The sequence below is a fragment of the Eubacterium sp. ER2 genome (assembly GCF_000765215.1).
GTDB classification, from domain to species: Bacteria; Bacillota; Clostridia; order Lachnospirales; family Lachnospiraceae; genus Claveliimonas; species Claveliimonas intestinigallinarum.
The window spans coordinates 1-23,835 of sequence record NZ_JPJE01000006.1 but is presented as its reverse complement, the minus strand read 5'-3'; the positions used below and the strand labels follow the sequence as shown (position 1 = coordinate 23,835).

The 23,835-nt window shown below is 55.5% G+C and carries 23 protein-coding genes; 3 read left to right on the top strand and 20 right to left on the bottom strand.

What is annotated here, in order from left to right; genetic code table 11:
- Positions 1–14: 14 nt before the first annotated feature.
- The 4 genes from rapZ to NI21_RS0102450 form a co-directional block, all read right to left on the bottom strand.
- Positions 15–896, bottom strand: coding sequence for an RNase adapter RapZ (rapZ, locus tag NI21_RS0102465; protein ID WP_033124669.1), 882 nt, complete (start codon positions 894–896; stop codon positions 15–17).
- Positions 897–898: 2 nt separating this feature from the next.
- The gene (gene murB / locus NI21_RS0102460; protein ID WP_033124668.1) at positions 899–1,810 is read right to left on the bottom strand and encodes a UDP-N-acetylmuramate dehydrogenase; all 912 of its coding nucleotides are present in this window, start codon (positions 1,808–1,810) and stop codon (positions 899–901) included.
- A 68-nt stretch (positions 1,811–1,878) separates the two neighbouring features.
- Positions 1,879–2,595, bottom strand: a complete 717-nt coding sequence (locus tag NI21_RS0102455) for a sigma-70 domain-containing protein (protein ID WP_033124667.1) — start codon at positions 2,593–2,595, stop codon at positions 1,879–1,881.
- A gap of 135 nt (positions 2,596–2,730) precedes the next feature.
- Complete coding sequence (locus NI21_RS0102450) at positions 2,731–3,591, bottom strand: N-acetylmuramoyl-L-alanine amidase (RefSeq protein ID WP_033124666.1); 861 nt, start codon at positions 3,589–3,591, stop codon at positions 2,731–2,733.
- Positions 3,592–3,772: 181 nt separating this feature from the next.
- Here NI21_RS0102450 and NI21_RS17155 point away from each other — a divergent pair, with 181 nt between their 5' ends.
- Positions 3,773–3,895 carry a putative holin-like toxin gene (locus tag NI21_RS17155; RefSeq protein ID WP_330635951.1) on the top strand — a complete coding sequence of 41 codons (123 nt, stop codon included), beginning with the start codon at positions 3,773–3,775 and terminating at the stop codon, positions 3,893–3,895.
- Positions 3,896–4,028: 133 nt separating this feature from the next.
- Here NI21_RS17155 and NI21_RS0102445 read toward each other — a convergent pair whose 3' ends face one another.
- The 5 genes from NI21_RS0102445 to pdxA all read right to left on the bottom strand — a co-directional run bounded on the left by NI21_RS0102445 (position 4,029) and on the right by pdxA (position 8,917).
- Positions 4,029–4,790 (bottom strand): DeoR/GlpR family DNA-binding transcription regulator, encoded by a 762-nt coding sequence (locus NI21_RS0102445; RefSeq protein ID WP_033124665.1) that lies wholly within the window; start codon positions 4,788–4,790, stop codon positions 4,029–4,031.
- Between the two features lie 32 nt (positions 4,791–4,822).
- Positions 4,823–5,326 (bottom strand): YcxB family protein, encoded by a 504-nt coding sequence (locus tag NI21_RS0102440; RefSeq protein WP_033124664.1) that lies wholly within the window; start codon positions 5,324–5,326, stop codon positions 4,823–4,825.
- A 136-nt stretch (positions 5,327–5,462) separates the two neighbouring features.
- Complete coding sequence (locus tag NI21_RS0102435) at positions 5,463–6,512, bottom strand: 2-keto-3-deoxygluconate permease (RefSeq protein ID WP_033124663.1); 1,050 nt, start codon at positions 6,510–6,512, stop codon at positions 5,463–5,465.
- Between the two features lie 42 nt (positions 6,513–6,554).
- Positions 6,555–7,898 carry a four-carbon acid sugar kinase family protein gene (locus tag NI21_RS0102430; protein ID WP_033124662.1) on the bottom strand — a complete coding sequence of 448 codons (1,344 nt, stop codon included), beginning with the start codon at positions 7,896–7,898 and terminating at the stop codon, positions 6,555–6,557.
- Positions 7,898–8,917: a 4-hydroxythreonine-4-phosphate dehydrogenase PdxA gene (gene pdxA / locus NI21_RS0102425; protein WP_033124661.1), complete on the bottom strand. Its 1,020-nt coding sequence runs from the start codon at positions 8,915–8,917 to the stop codon at positions 7,898–7,900. Before pdxA ends, NI21_RS0102430 begins: the two co-directional genes overlap by 1 nt.
- A gap of 329 nt (positions 8,918–9,246) precedes the next feature.
- On the opposite strand from pdxA, the gene tpiA reads away from it, so the two are divergent.
- A complete protein-coding gene (gene tpiA / locus NI21_RS0102420) occupies positions 9,247–10,038 on the top strand; it encodes a triose-phosphate isomerase (RefSeq protein WP_033124660.1) in 792 nt (263 codons plus the stop codon).
- Positions 10,039–10,182: 144 nt separating this feature from the next.
- On the opposite strand, the gene NI21_RS0102415 is transcribed toward tpiA, so the two are convergent.
- The 11 genes from NI21_RS0102415 to NI21_RS0102365 form a co-directional block, all read right to left on the bottom strand.
- Positions 10,183–11,709 (bottom strand): AAA family ATPase, encoded by a 1,527-nt coding sequence (locus NI21_RS0102415; RefSeq protein ID WP_033124659.1) that lies wholly within the window; start codon positions 11,707–11,709, stop codon positions 10,183–10,185.
- Complete coding sequence (locus NI21_RS0102410; RefSeq protein WP_052083823.1) at positions 11,700–13,061, bottom strand: VWA-like domain-containing protein; 1,362 nt, start codon at positions 13,059–13,061, stop codon at positions 11,700–11,702. The genes NI21_RS0102415 and NI21_RS0102410 overlap by 10 nt, the downstream gene beginning before the upstream one ends.
- Positions 13,058–13,978, bottom strand: a complete 921-nt coding sequence (locus tag NI21_RS0102405; RefSeq protein ID WP_052083821.1) for a leucine-rich repeat domain-containing protein — start codon at positions 13,976–13,978, stop codon at positions 13,058–13,060. Before NI21_RS0102405 ends, NI21_RS0102410 begins: the two co-directional genes overlap by 4 nt.
- Complete coding sequence (locus tag NI21_RS0102400; protein WP_033124658.1) at positions 13,975–14,406, bottom strand: DUF3783 domain-containing protein; 432 nt, start codon at positions 14,404–14,406, stop codon at positions 13,975–13,977. Before NI21_RS0102400 ends, NI21_RS0102405 begins: the two co-directional genes overlap by 4 nt.
- Positions 14,407–14,914: 508 nt before the next feature.
- Positions 14,915–15,907, bottom strand: a complete 993-nt coding sequence (locus NI21_RS0102395; RefSeq protein WP_033124657.1) for an Rpn family recombination-promoting nuclease/putative transposase — start codon at positions 15,905–15,907, stop codon at positions 14,915–14,917.
- Between the two features lie 284 nt (positions 15,908–16,191).
- Entirely contained in the window at positions 16,192–17,019 is an 828-nt protein-coding gene (locus NI21_RS0102390) for a PRD domain-containing protein (RefSeq protein WP_033124656.1), read from the bottom strand.
- Positions 17,020–17,050: 31 nt separating this feature from the next.
- The gene (locus NI21_RS0102385) at positions 17,051–19,237 is read right to left on the bottom strand and encodes a PTS transporter subunit IIABC (RefSeq protein ID WP_033124655.1); all 2,187 of its coding nucleotides are present in this window, start codon (positions 19,235–19,237) and stop codon (positions 17,051–17,053) included.
- A gap of 352 nt (positions 19,238–19,589) precedes the next feature.
- The gene (locus NI21_RS0102380; protein WP_033124654.1) at positions 19,590–20,705 is read right to left on the bottom strand and encodes a phosphotransferase enzyme family protein; all 1,116 of its coding nucleotides are present in this window, start codon (positions 20,703–20,705) and stop codon (positions 19,590–19,592) included.
- A gap of 154 nt (positions 20,706–20,859) precedes the next feature.
- A complete protein-coding gene (locus NI21_RS0102375; protein WP_033124653.1) occupies positions 20,860–21,720 on the bottom strand; it encodes a YitT family protein in 861 nt (286 codons plus the stop codon).
- 27 nt (positions 21,721–21,747) lie between these two features.
- On the bottom strand, positions 21,748–22,551 hold the full coding sequence (locus NI21_RS0102370; protein ID WP_369792758.1) for an HD domain-containing protein: 804 nt from the start codon (positions 22,549–22,551) through the stop codon (positions 21,748–21,750).
- Positions 22,517–23,071 carry an inorganic diphosphatase gene (locus NI21_RS0102365; RefSeq protein WP_052083817.1) on the bottom strand — a complete coding sequence of 185 codons (555 nt, stop codon included), beginning with the start codon at positions 23,069–23,071 and terminating at the stop codon, positions 22,517–22,519. Before NI21_RS0102365 ends, NI21_RS0102370 begins: the two co-directional genes overlap by 35 nt.
- A gap of 187 nt (positions 23,072–23,258) precedes the next feature.
- Between NI21_RS0102365 and NI21_RS0102360 the strand changes: the two genes are divergently transcribed.
- A complete protein-coding gene (locus NI21_RS0102360) occupies positions 23,259–23,720 on the top strand; it encodes a MarR family winged helix-turn-helix transcriptional regulator (RefSeq protein ID WP_033124651.1) in 462 nt (153 codons plus the stop codon).
- The last annotated feature ends 115 nt before the right edge of the window (positions 23,721–23,835 follow it).

Here is a 23,835-nt window from a genome sequence, read left to right as displayed (position 1 = left end):
CGCGTTTTCCGCTGCTATTTTCCCTTTGTCACCGCATCCTTGCCGATGTCCCGGTGCTCGATCTTGATGCCGTAGTCCTGCTCCTCCCTGGCCAGCTCCCCGTAGAGGGCGCCCGCCAGCGTGACAGACCGGTGCTTTCCTCCCGTGCAGCCGATGGCGATGACAAGCTGTGTCTTCCCCTCAGACACATAATTGGGGATCAGAAAGCGGATCATGTCCGTCAGCTTGTCAAGAAACTGCCGGGCCGTGTCGCTGGACATAACATAGTCCCGCACCTCCGGATCAAGCCCGCTCTTGGGCCTCAGCTCATCGATATAGTACGGGTTGGGCAGAAAGCGCACATCAAATACCAGATCCGCGTCGCTCGGGAGCCCGTATTTAAATCCAAAGGACAGCACGGTGATGTAGAGGTTCTTGTAGTCCTTGTTCTCCACAAAGATCTTGTGCAGCTCTGCCCGCAGCTCTCTTGTGAGCATCCGGCTGGTGTCCACCAGGTAGTCCGCCCTCTTTTTCAGGAAGGCCAGCTTCTCCCTCTCCTTGCGTATGCCCTCGTCCACCCGGCCGCCCCCGGCCAGGGGATGGCTGCGCCGGGTCTCCTTGTACCTCTTGATCAGCACCTCATCGGAGGCCTCCAGAAACAGCACCTCGTACTTGATCTTCATCCGGTCCAGGGCCTCCAGGGACTGCTCCAGGTCGTCGATCCCCTGGCCGCTGCGGATGTCCATGCCCAGGGCGATCTTGTTGATCTCCGTCCCCGGCACAATGAGCAGCTCCCCCAGCTTGGGCACAAGCTGCACAGGCAGATTGTCCACGCAGAAGTAGCCTGCATCCTCCAGCATCTTGAGGGCTGTGCTCTTCCCCGCCCCCGACATTCCGGTCACAATGATAAATCTCATGTCTAAAACTCTCCCAGTCTCTTTACCTCCGGCTCCAGCGTCACTCCGGAGTTTTCTCTCACACGCTCCTGTACCTGACGGATCAGCCTGTCCACGTCCGCCGCGGTAGCGCTTCCGCAGTTGATGACAAAGCCGCAGTGCTTCTCCGACACCATGGCATCCCCTACGCGCAGGCCCCGCAGGCCCGCATCCTGTATCAGCTTGCCGGCAAAGTAGCCCTCCGGCCTCTTGAAGGTGCTCCCCGCGCTTGGATACTCCAGGGGCTGCTTGCTGGTGCGCCTCTCCTTCAGATCCTCCAGCTTTTCCCGGATCTTTGACTCATCTCCCGGCTCCAGGGCGATCACCGCCTCCAGGACGATATAGCCCTCCCGGGCCGCCCGGCTGGTGCGGTAGCCCATGTCCAGCTCCTCCCTTGGCAGCACCCGGATGTCCCCCTGGCCGTCAAGGACAGTGACAGACTCCAGCACATCTTTCATCTCACCGCCGTAGGCGCCGGCGTTCATGATGCAGGCGCCGCCCAGGGTTCCCGGTATGCCGGCGGCGAACTCAAAGCCGGTCAGGCTGTTCCTGAGAGCCTCCGCCGCGATCTTTGCCAGGGAGGCTCCGGCCCGCGCGAAGATCCTCGTCCCCTCTGTCCGGATGTCAGCGAAATCCTTGAAGAGCTGTATCACCACGCCTCTGTATCCCTTATCCGAGACAAGAAGGTTGCTCCCGTTTCCTATAATATACCAGGGCATTCCCTCCTCCCTGCAGAGGCGGACCACCTCCTGCACCTCCTCCTTTGTGCGGGGCGCCACCAGATACTGCGCCGCCCCCCCGATGCGGAAGGTGGTGTGCAGCTTCATGGGCTCCTCGCGGAAAATCCTCTCAGCGCCCACTGCCTGTTCTAATCTATGCTCAAATTTCTCTTTCATAACCTAAACCTTTCTGTCTTTTTCCACTGTTCATCATACAACACTTGAAGGAGAAATTCAACGCCGCGCTATTTTTCGTCCTCCGGCTCCTCCCCTGTCAGCTTCAGGATATCCCTGACCTGCTCCTCTGTCAGTTCCAACCGCTCTGCCACTTCCTGCACGTCCACCTTCCGGCCCAGCTCGTCAGTCATCTGCTTGATCGTCTCGTCCAGCCTTGTGACCTGGTTCACCATCTTCCGATCCCGCCGTTTCATCTCTGTCTGGGACGCGAGAAGAGCCCGCATGGCCGCGCGGACATCAGCCATCACCAGCTCCTGCTCGCCCTCCCCGGCAGGGTGCAGATCCATCGCCTCCACAAGGGCCGCATTGCCCTCCTGGATCATGTCGCCGATAAAGACCTCCTCCCTGTGCAGCTTCACCGCCTCCTCGTATACCAGCCGGAGATAGAGGGCAAGCCTTGCCTCCTCCTCAGAGGTCGCCTGCAGCTCCCCTATCTGGCGGAGATAGTCCTCCAGGTACTCCTTTTCCTCCGCGCTCAGGGCATCCGACCCGGGCATTTCCTCTCCATCCCCGGACTCCTGCACTGTGCCGGGCTTTCTCACATACCCCTGCACCGCCACCTTCTGGGAGAGAAGGTAGTCGAATACAAGATCCATCTGCTCCTTCGTGAGCCCGTCGTCCTCAAAAAACTGTTCTGTCTCCTCCGCTGTCATGCGCATGCCGTTTTCCTGCGCCAGCTTCATGATGTCTGCCAGCTTCTGCTGGAAACTCATCTTATCTGCCATGTCTTTACCTCCAGATTTACTGGACCTATCTTATCACAAATCCGCCGGGAAAGCCATACCGGGATCGCCGCGTGTGAGGCCGCCCCTTCTGCCGGTCCGCCCCTGCAGCGGTCCGGGCGCGCCCGGCGCCGTCACTTACGGCGCCGCGACGATCACCGTGGCGTAGCCGGCCCTCTTCAGCCTCTGCTCCATGTCCGCCGCCTCGTCCAGAGTGCCAAAATTTCCCACCTGAACCCGGAGGTAGCCGTCCGAGTCATCGATGTAGGCCGGGAAATCCTGCTCCAGCAGCTCGTTCCGCAGCCGCTCCGCATAGGACCTGTTGCGGAAGGCGCCGGCCTGCACCCGGTAGTCCGGCACTGTCTGGTTCTCAAACTCATTGTCATTTTCGTAGGCCGTATTCTGGTTTCCCATACCGCCTGCCTCGGCCCCCGGCGTTCCCTGAGAGCTGTCCTCCACAAGGCCGTTCCGCTGCAGTGTGTCCAGTATGGCCTCCGCGATAGCCAGGGCAATATCGTCAAAGTTCTGGTCAAACAGCATATTGTCCGTGTCCGAGTTGATAAATCCCGCCTCCACCAGCACAGCCGGCATCTTTGTCCTCTTGAGCACCACAAGATTAGGCCTTGCCTTCACTCCCAGGTCCACAAAGCCCACCGTGGCCAGCTCCTCATCGATGGCCTCCGCGATCTCCAGCTTCAGCCCGGACAGGTCATACACAAGGGACTCCACCCCGGAGACCTCGTTGTCCGTTGGAAATGAATTCCGGTGGATGGAGATGAAAAGATCCACCCCCGCCTGGTTGGCCTCCATGGCCTTCTCGTAGGGCGTCTCATACACGTCCGTCGTTCTGGTGTACTCCACGTCGATCCCCCGGTTCTGCAGGATCTCCCCCACAGCCAGTGCGAGCCGCAGCGTGTCGTCCTTTTCCTGCCGTCCATTGTAGACTGCTCCGGGATCCCGGCCCCCGTGTCCGGCATCCATCATGATCGAATAGGGCATAAAAATACCTCCCGCATATACTGTCTATCTCAGCATATGCAGGAGGATGACGTTTTGCCACGGATATATTTTTATGTAATACTATACAAAAAACATAAAGCTCTCCTGGAACAATTGAGATTTATGTTTGTTTATGTTATTCTCTCTGTGAGCAGCCGCATACAGGGTGGATGCCTCCCGCATGATAAAAATGAAGGGAGGGATGCATATGGATATTTCTGATGCCTTATCTCTTATGCTGACATTTGGAATGTTTCTGATTGCATTGCTGACCTACATAGATAGGAACAATCGGCGAAAATAAAACTGCCCTGTGACTTTGGCGAGCCAGGGCAGTTTTTATAACTATTTCTTGGGAGCCGGCCACTTACAGCGGCTGCTCTTTATATGTATACTATAACACAGCAATTTCTGTATTTCAATACTCTTCCACGAAACTACGCGATCACGAGAGGCACCTTCATCTCTCTGGCGATAGCAATATTTTCTTTTGAGACCTCCCTGTCCGTGATGATCGTGTCCACACGGTCAATGGGGCAGATGACGGACAGATAACCGCCGCCGAACTTGCTGCTGTCGGCCAGCACGTAGACCTCCCTGGAGGCCTTCAGTATAGCCCGCTTCACCTGCATCTGGGGTGTGGCGATGGAGGTGAGTCCCGCCTCAAAATTAATGCCGTGGACGCCGATAAAGCCCTTGTCCACGTGGAAGTGCTCCATGTTCTCCACAGCCGACTCTCCCATGCTGGCCGCCAGATGGCCGCCCACATAGCCGCCGATCATGTACAGCTCCACATGGTCGATGCCCGCCAGCTCATTCCCCACGAGGAGGGAGTTGGTGACCACAGCCACTCTTTTCTCCGGATGGCTCTTGATGTGCAGGGCCAGGTAAAAGCTGCTGGACGCATCGTCTATGATGATGGTATCCCTGTCCTCAATGTACTCATAGGCCCGGGCCGCGATGGCCTTTTTCCGGTCCACATGCCGGTAAATGGTCTCAGCCCTGTACTTCCGGGCCATGTTCTGCTCCAGGCTGACCGCGCCGCCGTGGGTGCGCTTCAGCAATCCCTCCGCGCTCATGCTCTTGATGTCGTTGCGGATGGTCACCTCCGAGCATCCGAGCTCACGGCTCAAGTCCGCCACCCGGACCTTCCCCTTTTCTTCCAGTTCTCTCAGTATTGCCTGCCTGCGCTCTTCCATAGCGACTCCCCCTGTATCTCAAAAATATTCTGCTACTGAGTCAGCCTTACATTGTTCAGCCCAATGTGCTGCACCACCATCTGCATAACCGGCACGAACCTGTCTCCAAAGGCCTCCTTCGGGATGATAAAGGCCAGGTCCTTTCCGTAGTAGATGCCGATGGTCTTGGGAGTTGTCACCGTGCGCTGGATCTTACTCCAGTCATACGTTTTCTCCTCCCCGTTCTGTGCCACACAGATTCCCTCATCGGAAAAGGTGTATTCCCTGGGGTCTCTGTACTCCGGATTGACCTCCATCTGTTTCTTTGCCCTGTGCCTTAGCAGCAGCGGCGTATAGCCCAGTACCACGACACCGGCGATCACATAGAGGACAAACTGCCCAAACTGGATCTTTCCAATGAACTGCATGACGGCTCCCAGCACGATCACGCACATTCCCAGCATATTCACAAGGAAGCCGGATGCCTTTGAAAATGTATGATATAAAAGGAAGTCAAACAACTGCTCCTTTGTAAGCTGCACCTTCAGTTTTTCCATATGTAAAGTACCTCTCTCCTGATTTTAAAAAGTCCTCTTAATATGCACAACCCTATTGTAACATATAAGAGGACTTTTTTCACTTTTTTGTAATGAATTATGTTCGATTTTTTTCGTTTATTTTTGTTTCGGTTTCTTATTCTGCTACCGGAGCCGGTACGCTTGAGTCAACCTTGTAGCGTGCCCAGCCCTCCGGTGAGTAGATGCCAAGCTGTTTCTTCTGCATCAGTTTGTCGAAGAATGCTGTGATGAACGGGCAGAGGAACAGGGTAACAACGGATGCTGTCGCGCACTGTGCTGTAGCCATATCTACGTACTGAGCCATAGCCGGGTCTGCCTCGCCTACTGCCGCAGGTGTCATGGCAGAGTTCAGAGCGGTCGTACCGATGGCAGCGCCCATGGCGTTTCTCTCCTTCTTCGGAAGAAGAATGTTGTTTGTGAAGAAGAAGATCACTGCTGTAGCAGCGGATACCAGACCGAGAACGATGCCGGCAGCGCCTGCTGTGATGATGGTGTTGACATCTGTCTTTGCTCCGATGGAGATCGTCATGAAGAAGGTGACGATCGGCTGAGCTGTCGCGCATGCCTTTCTGAAGCCTGCGTCTAAGTTACCCCAGATGAAGCCGATGAGCAGCGGAACAAGTACTGCGATCAGAGAGTCGATCGGGATAGACGCCAGTCCTGTAGCTCCCAGAGCGATCAGTGTGAAGAACGGTCCGTCGTTCAGGGACAGGATGGAGATAGCTCCTGTGTCTGTCGCGTTACCAAACTGAGCGGACAGGGAAATGTACAGGGATCCGTTTGAGTTCGTGATGGTCGCGATCCATACGAAGGGAGCGATGCCAAGGAACCCTTCCGGTCCGCAGATGGCGCTTACCAGCATACCGATGATCACGCCAAGAAGGAACTTGGTGGCTGTCAGCGTCACGCCCTTGTAGAGAGGCATACCAACCTGCTTAATGTTGATGGCGGATCCGCATACGATCAGGAAAAATCCCATCATACAGGAGTTGCCATCGTAGAACAGGGCTGTCACATAGCCGCCCACCTGATAAACCTGGGGGCAGAACGTGGCAAGCAGCACCGCGATTACCAGGGGGATGATGACAAGTCCGCCCGGCAGCTTTTTCATTTTGTTCAAAAGATCCAGATCTTTTGGTTTCTTTACTTCTGTGTTTTCACTCATTTTTGCACTTCCTCCAAACCTTACTTCATACTTTGTGGTTTCCTACTTTCTTGCAGCCTCCCGGAACAGACGATCCACGATATCGCATGCTGTGTGGTCGTTTCCGGTGAGTCCGCCCTTGCCCACGATCGGAAGCCCGTCATAGCTTCCCACAAGCCTGCCAATGTCTGTCTGGGCAATTACATAATCCATTACTTCTATGCACTCTACACCAAGCTGGTAGCACACATTGACCATGGTGTCACCACCCGTTGTATAAAGTCCCGCAATCTTATCTCTTCCGCAGATCTCAAGGAGCTGGGAAATGATCGTTCCAAGTCCGGCATTGATCCTGTTGGCGCTCATGCCGCCCGCATAATGCCGCTTGTTGTCCTCCTCATCCAGGTTGAGAAGCTCCCCGTGGAGGGCTGTCTCAAAGAGGATGGCTCTGGGCTGGTTGTCGGATTTCAGCAGATCCTCCGCGATATGTACGGCCCGGAACACCTCGTCCAGAGCTGTGTCCCCGCCCTCGATGAGCTTGATGGGATCCACGCTGATGCGCACATGTCTGGGATCCTGGCAGAGCACCTCCATCTGCTTCTTCGTGACAGGTGTGGCGCTTCCGGCCGCTATGAGGACCGTCTTGCCGGTCTCATCCGCCTCAGGCGGAATGTTCGGCTCCTCTTCTTTAATCAGATTTCTGTAGTAAGCCAGCTTGGCTGTGAAGGGACCCGGATCCACCGCGATCACATTCCACTTCAGCTCAATACATGCCTTGGCGATCTCCTCCACGTCCTCAATGGTGATACCGTCCACGACAATGACCTCGCCGCCTGCTTCCCTGGCCTCCTTCAGGGCGTCCCGGATAGCCTCCTCACCCTGGAGCACCTTGTCCAAAGTGACAAGCTCAACCTGTCTCCTCGTCTGTCCCTCCAGAAGTCTTGGAATATAGTTTTCTTTCACAGGCGTCCGCACATCCTGGGCCACCGGTGTGTTGATCAGGGCCACGCCGTCGATGACAGAGTAGCCGCCCACAAGGATACGTCTGGACTGGGGCATGGCCGGCACTACGACCGCCACGCAGTCATCTCCCACCTGGTCCATCATGGCGTCGATCTCCACGCCCACGCCGCCTCTCAGGGTGGTGTCGATCCTCTTGGAAAAATATTTCACGCCCATGCGCTTCAGGGCGTCTGTCGCCGATTTTACCTTTGCATATGCCTCGTTCGCCGGAAGAGGACGGCTGTTGCTGCTGATGAGGATGGCGTCCAGCTCATCCACTCCCTCTCCCTTTAAAGCTGCTTCTTCATTAAAAAATACTGCTGTCCTTGCTTTTGACCTTGCAAGAAGTACACCCGTCGTTGTCGCGCCTGTCAGGTCGTCCGCCACTGCTCCGATTAATGGCATTACCTTTCTCCCCTTTCATGCTGCTTCGCCGCATACTCAGCGACTACCTTTGTTGACTCGATCATGCTCACACAGCCCGCAATTCCCTTTCCGGCAATATCAAACGCTGTTCCGTGATCCACGGAGCTTCTGATGAAGGGAAGTCCAAAGGTCAGTGTAACGGATTTCTCAAAATCCAGTGTCTTGCAGGCGATGTGTCCCTGGTCATGATAGAGGGACAGGATCGCGTCGTACTTGCCGGATTTTCCAATATGGAATACCGAGTCTGCCGGGCAGGGTCCCACGCAGTTGATGCCTCTCTCCTTTGCGGCCTCAACAGCCGGTCCGATATCTGTGATCTCCTCTGTCCCGAAAAGTCCGTGGTCTCCGTTGTGGGGGTTCAGTCCCGCAACCGCGATCAGCGGGTTCTCGATGCCCACCTTTCTCAGCTCCTTGTCAATGTTGATCACATCCTCGAGGATCACGTCCTTTGTGGCATAGTGACACGCGTCAACAAGTGACATATGGCGGCTCACGAAGAAGACACGAAGCTTATGGCAGGAGAACATGGTCAGCGCGTAGGGTGAGTTGGTGGCATGCTGATAGATCTCCGTATGTCCCGGCTCCTTTACGCCCACCAGCTTGATGGCTCCCTTGTGGATAGGCGCTGTGGACACAGCATCAATCTTCTTTGCCATTCCAAGCTCAATGGATTTCATGATCCAGTCTACAGCCATCTGTCCGGCCAGCTTCTGCTCCTTCCCCCACTCGATAGAGTCTGTATCGTAATCCCCTGTCTCCAGGATATCTACTGTTCCAAATTCATACTTTGCCTCAGAAGGATCGCTGATCTTATTGTACTTCAGCTCTTTGCCGAGAACCTTTGCGGCTCTCTCCATGATTGCCTCACTTCCGATCACAAAGGGGCGGCAGCACTCATGTATTTCCTTGTCCAGCATAGTGCCGACAACGATCTCCGGTCCAATGCCTGCCGGATCCCCCATAGTGATTGCTGTTACAGGTCTGAATTTTTCGCTCATTTTTCTCTTCCTTTCGTTTTGTTTTCGATTTCCTTTCTTTTTATGCTCTTATTCTATTACTTCCTTTTTCCTTTTTCAACTCCTTTTTGTAATTTCAGTACATTTATATATTTTTTATTTGTGTTTTTTGTGCATATCTTATACGATTTTCTGTCCGTTTTTTCGTTTTCTTTCGTTTTTTCGTTTTGTTATTTTTTTGACGTTTTTCCGAAAGATATATATTGCTCTTTTTCCGCATTTCATATATAATAAATCCAGGTACAAAATAAGCCCTCAGGGGCCGATTTTTTTGCGGGAACAAGAAAAATCAAGGGAAAGGATGTAGAATAATGAAGAAGAAACTGTATTTCGGAAGCAATCTCAAGATGTACAAAAACATCCAGGACACTGTAAAATATCTGCAGGACCTGGTTGCCCTGACAAAGGATATCAGCCGGGAGGAGATGGAGCTCTTCATCATCCCCTCCTACACTACTCTGGAGAGCGCCGCAAAGAACGTGGACCGCTCCTATGTCAAGCTGGGCGCCCAGAATATGTGCTGGGAGGACGAGGGTCAGTTCACAGGAGAGATCTCCCCGCTGATGCTGGAGGAGCTGGGGCTTGACCTTGTCATGATCGGCCACTCCGAGAGGCGCCACGTCTTCGGCGAGACGGACGCGGAGGAGAACCTGAAGGTAAAGGCTGCCCTGAAGCACGGATTTACCACACTGCTTTGCATCGGCGAGACAGCCGAGGAGAAGAACTTCGGCATCAGCCCGGAGGTGCTGCGCACCCAGCTGAAGGTGGGCTTCCACGATGTGCCGGTATCAGATGTTCCAAACATCTGGGTCGCCTATGAGCCCGTCTGGTCCATCGGCGTCAACGGCACCCCCGCTTCACCGGACTATGCGGAGGAGATGCACAAGGTCATCAAAGCCTGCCTCCTGGAGATCTTCGGCGACGCGGGCGCGGACATCCCGGTTCTCTACGGCGGCAGCGTGAACCCGGGTAACGCCAACGAGCTCATCGTGCAGCCCTCCATCGACGGCCTCTTCACCGGCCGGGCAGCCTGGCAGGCGGACAAGTTCGACAAGCTGATCCGGGACGCCATGAAGACGTACAGGGAGAAATACGGGGAGTAGGCGGAACTGTGTTCCGGCCCTGCCTCTTCTTACAGAAAGCATCTCAGAATATAAGAAAGCCATCTCGCGGGCACCTTTCCTGCCCGGAGATGGCTTTTATTTACCTGTCTCACCCTGCATCTGCACAGACGTATTCTATCTCTGTCATCCGATATCCGACGCCCCCTGCTCCCTCATGCGGTCCTCCGCCTCATCCATGGCCGCCAGAAGCTTCTCCCGCTGCTCGTCCACAAGGAGCCTCTTGTTGTACTTGTAGTACATGTCACAGTCGTTCTCCTTCAGGTACTGGACGCTGTAGTAGTTGGTGTTCAGCTCTGTCACAAAGGAGACCATCTCCTGGCTGTCCCCGAAGGCCGCCTCCATGAAGTAAAAGGCATTGTCCAAAGCCTTTCCGGTCCTCTCCAGGAGCTCCTCCCGCTTCCTGGTCTCCTTCTCGAACTCGGCCCGCACTCTCTCAAAGGCCTCCTCCGCCTGCTGAGGAGCCGTCAGGTTCTCCTCCTTCAGGAGCTGCTGATACCTCTCCAGCGTGTCGTTCACCTGCCGCAGCATGTGATCCGCCTCCTTTGTGAGCTGCCCGGACCGCCGCAGCCTTTCGTATTGCTCCCCGGCGGCCGCGGCCGTCTCCTCCAGACTGCCGCAGGCCTTGTAGCCCTTCAGACATGCAAAGAGCTTTGTCACGTACCGGTCGGCCAGATAGCTGTCCCGGAAGAGCTCCGAGAGCTTTCCAAGGAGCATCCCCACCACGCTGAGCCGCTCGTCAAAGGAGGCGAACTTCAGCTTTTCCAGTGTATCTTCACTGTACCTGCCCTCCAGGAGCTTCTCCAGCCCGTAGTCCTTTTTATATTTTGCAAACAGCTCCAGGTAACCCGCGAAATCCTTGGCGATCTTCCAGTGCTGAATGTACTGGTGCACCACCTCCCGGTCCACCTTCTTTCCCACAGCCTCGCAGGCCTTCAGGAACTCCGACAGGTCCTCCCAGCCCCTGGCGGTGGCGAACATGCGGCCGTCCACCGTGGTCTCCATCCTGTAAAAATACTCTCTTTTCAGCTCCAGGTAGGACAGAATGGCCGGGTGGATGCCTGCCTGCCAGGCGTACTCCCGCCAGACGCCGTAGTTCTCCTCCACGTCGATGCGGCGGATCCGGTCCAGAGTCACCACGTCAAACTCCCGAACCGACTTATTGTACTCCGGCGGGTTCCCGGCTGCCACGATGATCCACCCCTCCGGCACCCTCTGGTTGCCGAACATCTTGCACTGGAGGAACTGGAGCATGGTGGGGGCCAGCGTCTCGGAGACGCAGTTGATCTCGTCGATAAAGAGGATCCCCTCCCCAAGTCCCGTCTCCTCCATCTTGTCGTAGACGGAGGCGATGATTTCGCTCATAGTGTACTCTGTGACAGAGAAGGTCTTCCCGCCGTACACCTTCTCCCGGATGAAGGGGAGGCCTATGGCGCTCTGCCGGGTGTGGTGGGTGATGGTGTAGGACACCAGACCGATCCCGCACTCCCTGGCGATCTGCTCCATGATCTGAGTCTTGCCGATGCCCGGTGGACCCATGAGAAGGATGGGCCTCTGGCGGACGGCAGGGATCATGTACTCCCCGTAGGCGTCCTTTTCCAGATAGGCCTCTATGGAGTCCTTGATTTCCTGTTTGGCTCGTTTTATATCCATGCTGTATCTCCTTTTTCCTCCGGTTCTCTCCCGGACATATTCTCAATCTCCTCTTTCTCCAGCACCAGCTTGATGGCCCAGGGCGGCACCTCCCTGTCCTCATAGTCCTCCTCCAGGAAGACAAAGGCTGTCTCGTAGGGCGGCATCTTTGACGGGTAACCCCCCTGCCCGTCAGTGAAATAGATGAGCCCCTTCAGCTGATGGAACTCCTTTTTCTCAAGGAGTCCGTTCACGTAGTCGAAGGCGGGCCGGAAGTCGGTTCCTCCCTCGCCCCGCAGCTCCAGCTCATCCATGTACTCCTTCAGCTCTTCCCGGCTGGTGATCTTCCGGTCCGACTGGACCTGGTCGTCGCACTGGATGATGTGGATATTCACCCTGTGAAAATAGCTGTCCTGTTCGCTTAAGACCCCGTAGGTCTCCTCCAGGAATTTTTTCACCAGCTCCCCGGAGCAGGACATGGAGGTGTCGACCACAATGACAAACTCTTCGATCTTCTTCGTCTCCTTCCACTCCTGAGGCTCGATGAGAGGCATATTCCCATAGAGGGACAGGCCGTAGCTGTAGAACACGTAGTCAAAGGAGTCCTGGTCCACAGACACCTCCTCCTTCAGAACCGCGAATTTCTTAAGGAACTCCCGGTAGTTGTAACGCTCTCTGTTCTCCACCTTCACCTGGCCCAGAAGATCCCCCGCCGCCGATGCCGCCTCCTTTGAGAAGGTCTCCAGCTCTGTCTGTGTCCTCTCGCTCTGGTTCTGCCACCGGTTCTCGATCTCCTGCTTTCTCTCCCGGTCGTCATCCGCAGGCCAGTACTTGTGGCTGTCCGTGAAAAACTCCCGCTCCAGCTCCCCCAGCTTTCGCTCCGGCAGATCCCATCTCTCCAGGCAGCCGTAGATCTTCTCCGCCGTCAGCACCTTCATCTCTTCTCTCAGCTTCCGGTAGGTCTCCTGCCGCAGCCAGGATTTCCCCCGCCTCACGGTCCGTATATACATACTGTCCGTGATGGACTCAGCCGCTATATCGCAGGCCAGATCCCAGAGCCGCCGGTCCCGCCCCTCTCTCCGGATAAGATGGCGGAACAGGCAGTGGAGCACCATGTGCAGGTACAGCCGGCACATGTCCACCTGGCTCTCCCGGTAGATGCCTCCTATCCGCCCCGGATGATAGTAGATAGCAAAGCCGTCTGTGGCCGCCGGCTCCGCCGTCAGATCCATCACATAGGAAAAGCCGGAGAGAGCCACATCCAGGAACCGCATGCTCAGATACAGCTCGTTTCTTACAAGGATCAGTATATCCCTGCCGATACCGGCAAGCTGTTCACCTGCAGTCTGCTGTTTTTCCCTCTGGTCTGTCATAGCTCAAACACCTTTTTCTTCCCCGGAAACAGCCGTCTTCTCTCATCCATGAGAAAGCCCAGCATCTCCGCCTCCTTTTTCTTTGCAGCCGCGTCAACGGCCGCCTCCAGCGCCTCCCGGTCCCAATAGCCGGCCTCCCCGAAAAATCGAAGCATGTGCAGATCCCCCTGTTCCACGTAGACTTTGCCTGCGCAGGACATGTGGTCTCTCAGATAGGCCTCGTATCTCTTCCTGGCCTCCTCCGCCAGCCTGTAGGGCCAGCACAGCCTCAGAGCCGCCAGCTGCAGGGCGTCCTCCCGGCTCTCCTCGGCCACGGCTCTGGGAAAGAGCCGGTCGTACTCCGCGAAATTCAGCTCCCGGTCATAAAAGCACTGGCGATAGTCCCCGCCGGATCCGTGGTAGTGAGTCTCCACGATCCGGGCCGGAGTGTTCTCCACCGCCTCCTCGTAGTGCTCGGGGAAGAGGAGCCTGGCCTCCTCCTCCCTTCCGTCCGCCCGGTGATAGACAAGGGTCACACAGAGGGCGTACCGCAGCTCATCCACAAGGAATTTCAGGGAGGACTTCTCTCCCCTGTAGTGGTCAATGCGTATCTTACGCAGGGCGCAGCCATTGAAGGCCCCCGATCCCACGTCCATCAGAGCGTCCGAGAAGGACAGGCTGCGCAGCCCAAAGCACCTGTAAAAGCTGTAGTTTCCAATTTTCTCCATATGGGGCGGCAGCTCGATCCGCACAGCCCTGGTCCTGGCAAAGGCGTAGGGAGCCGCCCACCGGACCGGCTCCCCCTCTATCTCATCTGGTATGCGGACCTCCTCTGTGTCCGCCGCCTGCTCCAGCAGGATTCCCTCCGGCTCCCGCCTGTAGCGGGCTCCCTCCAGAGTGAACGCTCCTGCCTCTTCCTTTCTGTTTATCTCCATCATTGTTCGCTCTTCTGCTCGTTCTGGCCTTTCTGTTCTCTCTGCTCCCGGATCTGCTTCTGGACCGCCTCGTGCTCCCGCACCAGCTCATCGTGAAGCTCCACGGAGCTCCAGTTCATGTTAGTGGGAGTCAGGGCCGCCTTCAGTGCAATCTGGATCCCCTCCTTGCGGAAGTAGGCCAGCATCTGGTTCATCTGGGCGTCCGTGAGATTGCAGATGACCAGCATCTCCTCCTCAAAGCCCTCTCCCTCATAGACCTCCTCCGTCCGCTCTATCCGGGTCACGCCGGACAGGGCGCCGATGGGCTGCAGGTAATCCTCCTTCGCCACGCTGCGGATCTTGATGCCCATGAGCACGAAGATAAATTTCACTTTATCGGTTCTCGCTTTATCTGTAAAATTGTACAACAATACACTTCCTCTTGCTGCCATGCTCTTTTGTCTCTCCTTTCAAGCAATACCTCGGGATACACTCTATATCATGTGTGCTCCCTCTTAACAGTATAGCAGATGTGGTAGTGTATGGCCAGTGTTGTTTTAGTCAGACATTCTGTCAGACATTTCTCCAGAAAATTATGTGAATTCCATTGTCCCTTTTTCAATTTATGTTATACTCTCTTTTACGGAGCAGACGTGTTGCAGGGTGGCTGGCCTCTATCTCTACTACATAGGATGGAGGTGATGCAGATGGATAAGAAACCGTTTGATTTTAAAGATCTGATGGCTTTTGGAATGTTCATTCTGGCATTACTGACATTCGTTTTTACGTTTATCAGATAATGTCCTAAGCGCAGAAGAACCACCCCGTAAACTTTGGCGAGTGTAAAGGGTGGTCTTCTGTACTTCCTTATATAACCAGCCAGCCACCTTGGTGGACGGCTGCTCCTATTTCATTTTCACTATAGCATGTTCTCTGAAAATTTTCAACCTGCTACTCTTCTCAAGCCCAGTACTTTTCCATGCACTCCCGGACCTTCTCCTGAGAAACCGTAAACTTTTCGCCCACCTTCTTCTCCGTCACTTCCCTTGTCTGGCCCAGCTCCCGGCAGGTCTCCACAAGCGCCCTTATGCCCGTCTGGAGCCCCTGCTCCATTCCGCTGTCAACGCCCGACTGGTACAGATCCTCCAATGCCTTGCACATGTTCACTGTCCCCTCCTTTCTGTCCTTTTCCTCTCTCATGCTTTCCATCACGCCTCCTGCATGCAGCATCTCTCTTACCGCGCGGTAGGTATCCGCGTCTACATTCTGAAAATACTCTCTGTGCCTGTCCACATACTTTTGAAGTTCTCCCATATCTCCCCTATATTTTAGCATACCGAAGACAAGCTGTAAATCGCTGGTAAACCTTTCAGGCTCCCGTATGTTTCCCACATCCACCAGATTGATGCGGTAATCCGGCACATAGCTTTCCAGCATTTTCCGCACCCGCTCCTCCTGTCCGCCGGGGAACATGCCGTAGAGATCTCTGCTTCCGTCCCACTCATCCTCCCCGCAGTAGAGCACAAGCGTGATAACAGGGCAGATTCTGTCCTCCCTTCGCAGGCCGGAGAAGAACTCCTCCCCGGTTATTTTCCCTGCTCCCTCTTTTCGTCTGTTGCTCTCGCCGATCCCGCGGATCTGCTCCGTGTAGGAGAGGCTGTCGTAGAGCATATTGCGGACAGGCATAGCGTAGTGGACGCTGGACTGGCTCTCACAGGCCAGCATGGCCAAATAAGGGCCCTTCTTCCACTGCATGACAATATCCCGGTACCTCTGCACCTGCCTCTCCTTCTTCTCCTGATCCGGCACCAGGATATCCGACTCTCCTCTTGCCTCCTCCAGATCCTCCGGCCGGACAACCTGCTCTCCGTCAAAGACCACTCCGTTGAACAGATCCGCAAATCTGCCCCTGTCCCTCATCCAGTGATTGACAGCCGTACTGCTCTTCCCCATAGGCGTACCTCCTCTTTCGTTTTTCCTTACATCAAATGGAACCTGCGGCAGATCCTGCCAGAAAATCCCGAAACATATCCGTCCTGCAGACAGTCGGATAAAAGTGACCAGGCAGACAAGAAAAAATCTGCCTGTTGTAAATGTAAAATGACTATACCACCTCCGGCTTCCGAAGTCAATATGTAAATTAAAAACCATGGATTTTAAACGGCAGCCCCCATACAGCCAAAAAACAGCCTGCGCCGGGACACGCTTCCCGGGCACAGGCTGTCAGCCTCTCATGTCTATTCGTCTTCCGTGTAAACTCTCTCAATGTGCATGGCCAGATAGCCGATCTCCGTGTCGGACAGAGTCTTTCCCAGATGCTTCCCAAGGTGGGCGCACACCGTCTCTGCAATCCGGTAGGAGCCGGGAAACTCCCTGCTGATATACTGGTTCATGTTCAGCTTCAGCTCCTCCCCGGTGACCGCCCGGGCCGCCATATACCTGATGTGGTTCATGAGCCGGTTGTAGGAGAGAGTCTGTACCGCGATCCTTTTCCCCGCGTCTTCCTCGATCATGGTGATGCACTCCCGCACAGCCGCAGCGATCTGCATGGCGCTTGACACCTTCTCCCCGGCGGTGGCCGCATGGACGTGGAGGGCCACGTAGCCGATCTCATCGTCCGGCACCTCCAGCCCTTCCTCCTCCATAAGGAGCCTGCGGACCAGGGAGGCCGCCTTGAACTCCTTGTAGAAGAGCACCTGGATATCCTGGGTCAGCAGATTGGCAATGACCTCGCCCCGCCGCATCCGGCTCACCGCAAAGGCAATGTGGTCCGCCATGGGAAACAGCACGCCCCGGTCCACGTGAGCGAACTCCTTCGCCGCCTCATTGAGGACAGCGTCCGCCATCTCCAGATATCTGGGATCGATCTCCTTGAAAAGGTCCTTTGCCTTTCCTCTCTCTGACACAGACTGCAGAGAATAGACCACGCTGTCCGGCGCGGGCTCGATCCTCTCGCTGACCTTTTTGCCAAAGCCGATCCCCTTCCCCATGATCAGATATTCCTGGCTGGCACCGTCCAGCACCAGCACAGCGTTGTGATTTAACGCTTTTATCACACGATACATACTTCTCTTTCCTCTCCCGCGGAACATGTTCCTACTCGTAAATATCAATCGCAAACAGATCCTCGCCTGCCCGGATTTCCCCTTTCCCGAGGAGGCGGATCTTCTGGTTGTCCTCCAGGGCTGTGCAGAGGATGGGAGACACCAGGGAGGGGGCATGGCTCTTCACATAGTCGATGTCCACCCTCATGATGGGCTCTCCCTTTTTCACCTTTCCTTCCTCCTTCAGGATCTCAAAGCCCTCTCCGTTCAGCCCCACTGTGTCAATGCCGATGTGGAGGAGCATCTCAACGCCCTCCTCTGTCTGGAAGCCCACCGCGTGCTTTGTGGGGAACACGAAGCAGATCTCGCCGTCCGCCGGGGCGCAGATGGTCGCTGACGTGGGCTCCACGACCGCTCCGTCCCCCATCATCCTTCCGGCAAATCCCTCGTCCGGCGCTGTGGACAGGTCCGCCGCGATGCCATCCGCCGGGCTCCCGATGATGATGCTCCTTACAGGCTTTCTCTCTTTTTCCTCTTTGTCCGGCGCCGCTCCGGCGTCCGCCCTGTCCGCTCCAGCAGCGTTCTCCTGCCCCCTGCTCCCCGGCTGTGCCGGCTCCTTTTCAGTGGGCTGTACTTCCTCCTCCGGCGCTGTCTCCAGATAATCCTCCAGGTTGGACTTGATGACCGTCACCTTGGGGCCGTAAATGACCTGCACGCCGTTTCCCTTGTGGACCACGCCGGATGCCCCGGTGGACTTCAGAAGGGCGTCATCCACAAGCTCTGCCCTGAACACGGTACAGCGCAGCCTTGTGGCGCAGCAGTCCACGTCGGAGATGTTTTTCTTTCCCCCAAGTCCCCGGCAGATCATGGCAGACACCTGATCCTCAGGCTCTGCGTCCCCGCCGCCCTGCCGGGCTTTTCTCTCGTTTACATCCTGGCGGGTGTAGAGCTTGACCTCCTCGCTGTCATCTCTTCCCGGCGTCTTGTAGTCGAATTTTTTGATCATAAATGAGAACACAAAGTAGTACACCACAAAGTAGCCGATACCCACAATGACGATCCAGATCCAGTTGGTCTTCTCATTTCCCTGGAGCACGCCAAAGAGGAACATGTCGATCAGGCCGCCGGAGAAGGTCATGCCCACGCCCACATTGAAAATGTGCATCAGCATGTAGGCCAGCCCGGCAAACACACAGTGTACCGCATACATCAGAGGCGCCACAAAGAGGAAGGTAAATTCCAGCGGCTCCGTGATGCCTGTGATCATGGATGTGAGGGCCGCTGAGAGAAGAAGACCGGCCACAGCCTTTTTCTTCTCCGGCTTTGCCGTCCTGTACATAGCCAGCGCGGCCCCCGGAAGCCCGAAGATCATGAGGGGGAATTTCCCGGACATGAAGCGCGTGGCGGACACGGCAAAATGCTCTGTGGACGGGTCAGCAAGCTGGGCGAAGAAGATATTCTGGGCTCCCTCCACCATCTGGCCTGCCACTTCCATGGTTCCGCCCACGCCTGTCTGCCAGAAGGGAAGATAAAACACGTGGTGAAGTCCAAAGGGGATCAGGGCTCTCTCCAGGAGGCCGTACACCCAGGTTCCCGCGTAGCCGGAGTTCAGCACAAGGTCGCCCACACTGTAGATGCCGGTCTGGATCACAGGCCATATGTAGAACATGGCAATGCCCACGCCGGTGTACACCAGGGCGCTGATGATGGGCACAAACCTTGTCCCACCGAAGAAGGACAGCACCTGGGGCAGCTCGATCTTGTAAAACCGATTGTGGAGAGCCGCCACCCCGAGGCCCACGATGATGCCGCCGAAGACGCCCATCTGCAGGGAGGTGATGCCAAGCACAGATGTGGTGGCGCCGTCCAGCATGTTCCCTGTTCCGCCGTAGATGTCGATCATGGCGCTGATGGAGGCGTGCATGATAAAGAAGGCGATCACCGCCGCCAGGGCTGCCACCTCCTTCTCCTTTTTCGCCATGCCGATGGCCACGCCCATGGCAAACACAAGGGGCAGGTTGTTGAACACCACATTGCCGGCAGCGCTCATGACCGTGAACACCGCGTTCAGGATCGTCCCCGATCCCATGATGCCTGTCAGGCCGTAGGCGCTGAGCATGGTCTCGTTGGTAAAGGATGAACCGATACCGAGCAGAAGTCCGGCCACAGGCAGGATTGCGATGGGAAGCATAAAGGATCTTCCCACTCTCTGAAGAACACCAAAAATTTTGTCTTTCATTTCTCTTTCTCCTTTTCTTTTGAGGAGATGTCTCTGTGTGTCCCTGCCCTGGCTTTCTGATGGAGCTCCGGTCTCCGGAGCTCCCGCGCCGGGCGCGGCCGCCCGGAGGCGGCTTCCTTGTACGCCCGTGCGCATCCTACGGTGGCTTTTTATTTTATGAGAGTCGCACGGACTCACATAAAATAAAAAGGCATTAACCCACATAAACACTCCTGTCATTTATGTATAGTTAATGCCTGCTTCCCAGTTACATACTATGCTTAAACTTTACCCTGTTTTTCTCTGTATGTCAAGATTTTTTTCGCAGATCCCGTATTTCCTGCCAACGGATCACACTGCATCCGCGCCGGCGCTACATGTACTTTCTCACGATGGCCTGCATGGTGTGCCACTTCTGCTCCATGTCCTCCACCAGCTTGAACTGCGTCCTGCACCGGTCCAGATTGTGGTCCTTTCTGTGGATCTTGAAGTAGGTGTCTCCCTGGAGATAATCTGTCAGGAAGCGCATGCCGCACTCGTAGGTCATGGTCTTGGCTCCCATGGGCAGCTCCAGGATCTCCCTCTCTGTCAGCTTGCCGCCGCAGCCCTCGATAAATCCTCTGGCGTAGATGTCAAACAGATCCATGCTGCAGGACACAAGGCTTAAGTCCCTCTCGTCCTCGGCAGCAGTGCTGGCTCCAAAGCGGATGGAGTCGCCGAAATCGTTCATGGCGAGTCCCGGCATCACAGTGTCCAGGTCGATGACACAGATACCCTTTCCTGTCTTGTCATCGATCATGATGTTGTTCAGCTTTGTGTCATTGTGTGTGACGCGCAGGGGCAGCTCGCCCTTCTCCTGCATCTCGCTGAAGTAGTTGGCAATGGATTTCTCCCTGGCCCGGACGAACTCGATTTCCTTCTTCACGGCTGCGGCACGGCCCATCACGTCCTCCTTCACCGCCTGCTCAAACACGGCAAAGCGTGCTCTCGTATCGTGGAAGCCCTCAATGGTCTCATGGAGTGTCTCCGCCGGGAAATCCGCCAGCAGGCGCTGGAAGTTCCCAAAAGCCACGGCGCTCTCGTAGAAGTCCGCCGGCTTCTCCACCTTGTCATAGCTGGTAGCGCCTGTGATAAACTTGTAGGACCTCCAGTAATTTCCCTCTGTGTCCTCGTAGTAGGGCTTTCCGTCCTTTGCAGGGATCACATTCAGCGTCTCTCTCTCCGGGTCTCCCCCATTCTCCGCGATCCTCTCCTTCAGGTAGGATGTAACATTCATGATGTTCTCCATCAGCTCCACCGGCTTCCCAAACACCTCGTTGTTCATCCGCTGGAGAATGACCTTCAGCCTTCCCATCTCCCCGATCTCGTAGGAGAGCAGAAATGTGTCGTTAATATGTCCGCTGCCGTAGGGTCTGCAGTCTGTCAGCCTTCCCTCAAACCGGAAATTCTCAATCGCCTCGTGAATTTTTTCCTGTGTCAGTTCCTTCATATTCTTGTTCCCTCCTGGAATTATAGGTTCTTCTCGCTCTTTCTGGGACAATTGTAATATAAAGAAATCCGGAAATCTTTGTCTGATATTTTCCTTATTTTGCATTATCTGCACAGGATGGGCGATGGGCGCTCCCGGCTCAAGCCGTCTTCTGTTACTCGTTGGGCTTCTGGTAAAACTTTCCCGCCACCTGCTCTGTCTTCATGAGATTGACAAAGGCGTGGGGATCTGCCTCCTTGATGGCCCGTATCACTTTCTTGCTCTCCGCGCTGGATACGACCGAGTACACGATCTTCCTCTCCCTGTCCTCGTAGGCTCCCTGCCCCTCGATGATGGTGGCGCCGTGGTGAGTCGTCCCGGCTATGGCGTCATAGACCTCCTCCGCCCTGTTGGTTACTGCAAACACTGTCTCCTGCTGATATTTCTTGTAGAGCATATGCAGCACCTGGGTGGAGGTGTACTGGAAAATGATAGAGTACAGCGCCTTGTCCCAGCCGAACAGGAGACCGGCAACCGCCAGGATCAGCACATTCAGCCCCAGCACTACGTTCCAGGAGTCTATCCCCTTCTTCTCCGACAGATAGATGGCGATAAAATCCGTTCCCCCGGTGGTGGCGTTCATATGAAGGCACAGGCTGATGACAAAGCCGTTAATAAGTCCCCCGAAAATACTGATAAGCAGCGTGTCGTAGGTGATCGCATAGCCCGGCAGCATATCGGTCAGCACACTGGTAAGCACGATCATCAGGCAGGAGTAGAGCGTAAATTTCCTTCCAATATAGCGGAAGCCGATATAGACCGGCACCGCGTTCAGCGCCACGTTGACTACCGTGTAGGGGATGGTCACATGGAAAAACATGTCCCCGGCCCTCTGGATGAGGAGAGCCAGACCTGTGGCGCCGCCCGGATAGAGTCCTCCGGTCCGGACAAAGGATTTAATGTTCAGGGCCATGATGACCGCTGCAATGCAGATTACTATGATCCTCTTTATATCTTTTTTTGGTTCAAATTTCATACGATCTCCCCCTTGCAGACTCTCCCGCTATTTGCTCTTTCCGCGGGAGTGGACGTAGGCTGTCAGAGCGCCCACGATCTCCTCCATGGAGCGCGCTGTCTCCGGATCGGAGCAGGGGATCCGCCCTGCGATCCGGCGCACGTAGTCCCGCTCCTCCACAATATCCAGGCTCTCCCGGAAATTGAGGTCGTAAAAATAGGCCAGGTAGGACACCCAGAAATCCATCAGCGTCACCCGGTCCGAGGAGAGAATAGACTTCCCCGCCATCACCTCCGCCTTCACCTTCGGCGAAATCTTCTGAGCTCCGATCTCCTCCGCCGTGCCCCCCGCAAAGGTCTCCAGCGGGTCCTCCAGCTTCACCCGGCAGTTGTCCAGCTTGTCCGCATCCCGGATGAGCCTGGCGTGGAGGAGGGTGCGGGGATCTTCCACCCCTTCCAGCCTGTAGTCGCTGTGCTTTGCTATGGCCGTCCGGATGATGCCGTCCCAGGTGTCCTCGGGGAGAAAGTCCCGTATCATCCCCTCCCCAAAGAGAAGCTCCACCCCGTAGGCGGCGTGGTCCATAGTCTCCGGCAGAAAGCTGTCAAACCTCCTGAGCTGCTCAAACCTTCCGATGTCGTGAAGCAGGGCGATGATCCGGGCCAGCTGCGTGTCCTCCTCCCCCAGACGCATCCGCTTTGCCAGAGCCGTGCTCTGGGCCACCACGCCGTAGGTGTGAGTAATCTTCAGCCTCACCTTTCCGTCCTTCCGGTCATATCCGTTCAGATACTGCTCAAAGACCTCCCTGGCCCGGCTGTAATCAATCCCCATCCTGTTCTCCATTCTTCTCCCCAAACTTCTCCTTGTAGCTGTCAATGGCTCTCTCAATGATCTCCACGGCCTCCATAGGGCCGCCAAAGGAGCTCACCTCTGTCTCCTTTCCCTCCAGGCTCTTGTAGATGGAGAAGAAATGCTTCAGCTCCTCGAAAATATGCTTGGGCAGCTCCTTGATATCCGTGTAGCCCATGTAGGTGGGGTCGCCGTAGGGGATGGCGATAATCTTGTCGTCTCCCATGCCCCCGTCCTCCATGCTCATGACACCGATGGGGTAGCACCGCACCAGTGTCATGGGGACAATGGCCTCCGAGCAGAGCACCAGGACATCCAGGGGATCCTTGTCGTCCCCGTATGTCCGGGGGATAAAGCCATAGTTCATGGGATAGTGAGTGGCTGTGAAAAGCACCCGATCCAGCATGAGCATGCCTGTCTCCTTGTCCATCTCATACTTCATGTTGCTCCCCTTCTGAATCTCGATCACTGCCATAAAATCCGTAGGGAAAATCCTCTCCTCACCGATATCGTGCCAGATGTTCATAATACCGCTCCTTCCTCGTTCAGGGACGCCAAAAATCTCGCCTGCGCCCCTGCGTTTTTCTGCCTATTATTTTACCTCCTTTGACAGGGCAAATCAACGAAAAGCCAGCCATTTCCTTGAAATCCGGCGGAAATTGCGCTATACTCTTGTGTGGAATTGTTAAACGTTTATTATTTAAGGAGTTTATATGGACGACAGGCTGCAGGAACAATTTTTTTCTTCTATGATGTGTTTTAAAAAGCTGGAAGCTGCCTTTTCTCTGGAATGTGAGATGCAGATGAATGAGATGGCGATCCTCCGGGATATCCTGGGAGGCTGCAGCGTCAGCGGCAGCTCCTGCACGAACCTCAACGTGCCCAAGATGCAGGAGCGCCTCCGCATCTCCAAGCCGGCCGTCTCCTATATACTGAACACCCTGGAAAAGAAAAACTACATTGTCCGGGAGATCGACGCAAAGGACCGCCGGAAGATCTCCATCAGCGCCACCCCTGAGGGAGAGGAGGCAGCCCGCCGATCCATGGAAAAATGCGACCAGGCCTGGGAGGAGCTCCTCCGGGAATTTGGCGAGGATAATATGCGCCAGCTTGTAGAGCTTCTCACCTCCCTCAATGAGCTCTCCTGCTGCCTGGGACAAAAGGACAAAAAATAAGGACAGCCTGCCGGCTGTCCTTACAGACTGTAGACAAAGGTGGTGCTGGAGCCCTAGCTCCAGCACCACTCTTTTTGCCAAAATGCCAACTCCCATATTTTCTTATAAAGGATAA

Coding starts and splice junctions, on each gene's coding strand:
- NI21_RS0102395 (WP_033124657.1), bottom strand. CDS start 15,907: ATGGGGAAGAGCAGTACGGCTGTCAATCACTGGATGAGGGACAGGGGC.
- tpiA (WP_033124660.1), top strand. CDS start 9,247: ATGAAGAAGAAACTGTATTTCGGAAGCAATCTCAAGATGTACAAAAAC.
- NI21_RS0102430 (WP_033124662.1), bottom strand. CDS start 7,898: ATGCCATTAATCGGAGCAGTGGCGGACGACCTGACAGGCGCGACAACG.
- rapZ (WP_033124669.1), bottom strand. CDS start 896: ATGAGATTTATCATTGTGACCGGAATGTCGGGGGCGGGGAAGAGCACA.
- NI21_RS0102455 (WP_033124667.1), bottom strand. CDS start 2,595: ATGGCAGATAAGATGAGTTTCCAGCAGAAGCTGGCAGACATCATGAAG.
- NI21_RS0102440 (WP_033124664.1), bottom strand. CDS start 5,326: ATGGAAAAACTGAAGGTGCAGCTTACAAAGGAGCAGTTGTTTGACTTC.
- NI21_RS0102400 (WP_033124658.1), bottom strand. CDS start 14,406: ATGGCAGCAAGAGGAAGTGTATTGTTGTACAATTTTACAGATAAAGCG.
- NI21_RS0102360 (WP_033124651.1), top strand. CDS start 23,259: ATGGACGACAGGCTGCAGGAACAATTTTTTTCTTCTATGATGTGTTTT.
- NI21_RS0102375 (WP_033124653.1), bottom strand. CDS start 21,720: ATGAAATTTGAACCAAAAAAAGATATAAAGAGGATCATAGTAATCTGC.
- NI21_RS0102390 (WP_033124656.1), bottom strand. CDS start 17,019: ATGTATCGTGTGATAAAAGCGTTAAATCACAACGCTGTGCTGGTGCTG.
- NI21_RS0102365 (WP_052083817.1), bottom strand. CDS start 23,071: ATGAACATCTGGCACGATATCGGTGAGGAGAGGATTTTCCCTACGGAT.
- NI21_RS0102380 (WP_033124654.1), bottom strand. CDS start 20,705: ATGAAGGAACTGACACAGGAAAAAATTCACGAGGCGATTGAGAATTTC.
- NI21_RS0102385 (WP_033124655.1), bottom strand. CDS start 19,237: ATGAAAGACAAAATTTTTGGTGTTCTTCAGAGAGTGGGAAGATCCTTT.
- NI21_RS0102445 (WP_033124665.1), bottom strand. CDS start 4,790: ATGGAAGAGCGCAGGCAGGCAATACTGAGAGAACTGGAAGAAAAGGGG.
- pdxA (WP_033124661.1), bottom strand. CDS start 8,917: ATGAGCGAAAAATTCAGACCTGTAACAGCAATCACTATGGGGGATCCG.
- NI21_RS0102435 (WP_033124663.1), bottom strand. CDS start 6,512: ATGAGTGAAAACACAGAAGTAAAGAAACCAAAAGATCTGGATCTTTTG.
- NI21_RS17155 (WP_330635951.1), top strand. CDS start 3,773: ATGATAAAAATGAAGGGAGGGATGCATATGGATATTTCTGATGCCTTA.
- NI21_RS0102450 (WP_033124666.1), bottom strand. CDS start 3,591: ATGCCCTATTCGATCATGATGGATGCCGGACACGGGGGCCGGGATCCC.
- NI21_RS0102410 (WP_052083823.1), bottom strand. CDS start 13,061: ATGACAGACCAGAGGGAAAAACAGCAGACTGCAGGTGAACAGCTTGCC.
- NI21_RS0102405 (WP_052083821.1), bottom strand. CDS start 13,978: ATGATGGAGATAAACAGAAAGGAAGAGGCAGGAGCGTTCACTCTGGAG.
- murB (WP_033124668.1), bottom strand. CDS start 1,810: ATGAAAGAGAAATTTGAGCATAGATTAGAACAGGCAGTGGGCGCTGAG.
- NI21_RS0102415 (WP_033124659.1), bottom strand. CDS start 11,709: ATGGATATAAAACGAGCCAAACAGGAAATCAAGGACTCCATAGAGGCC.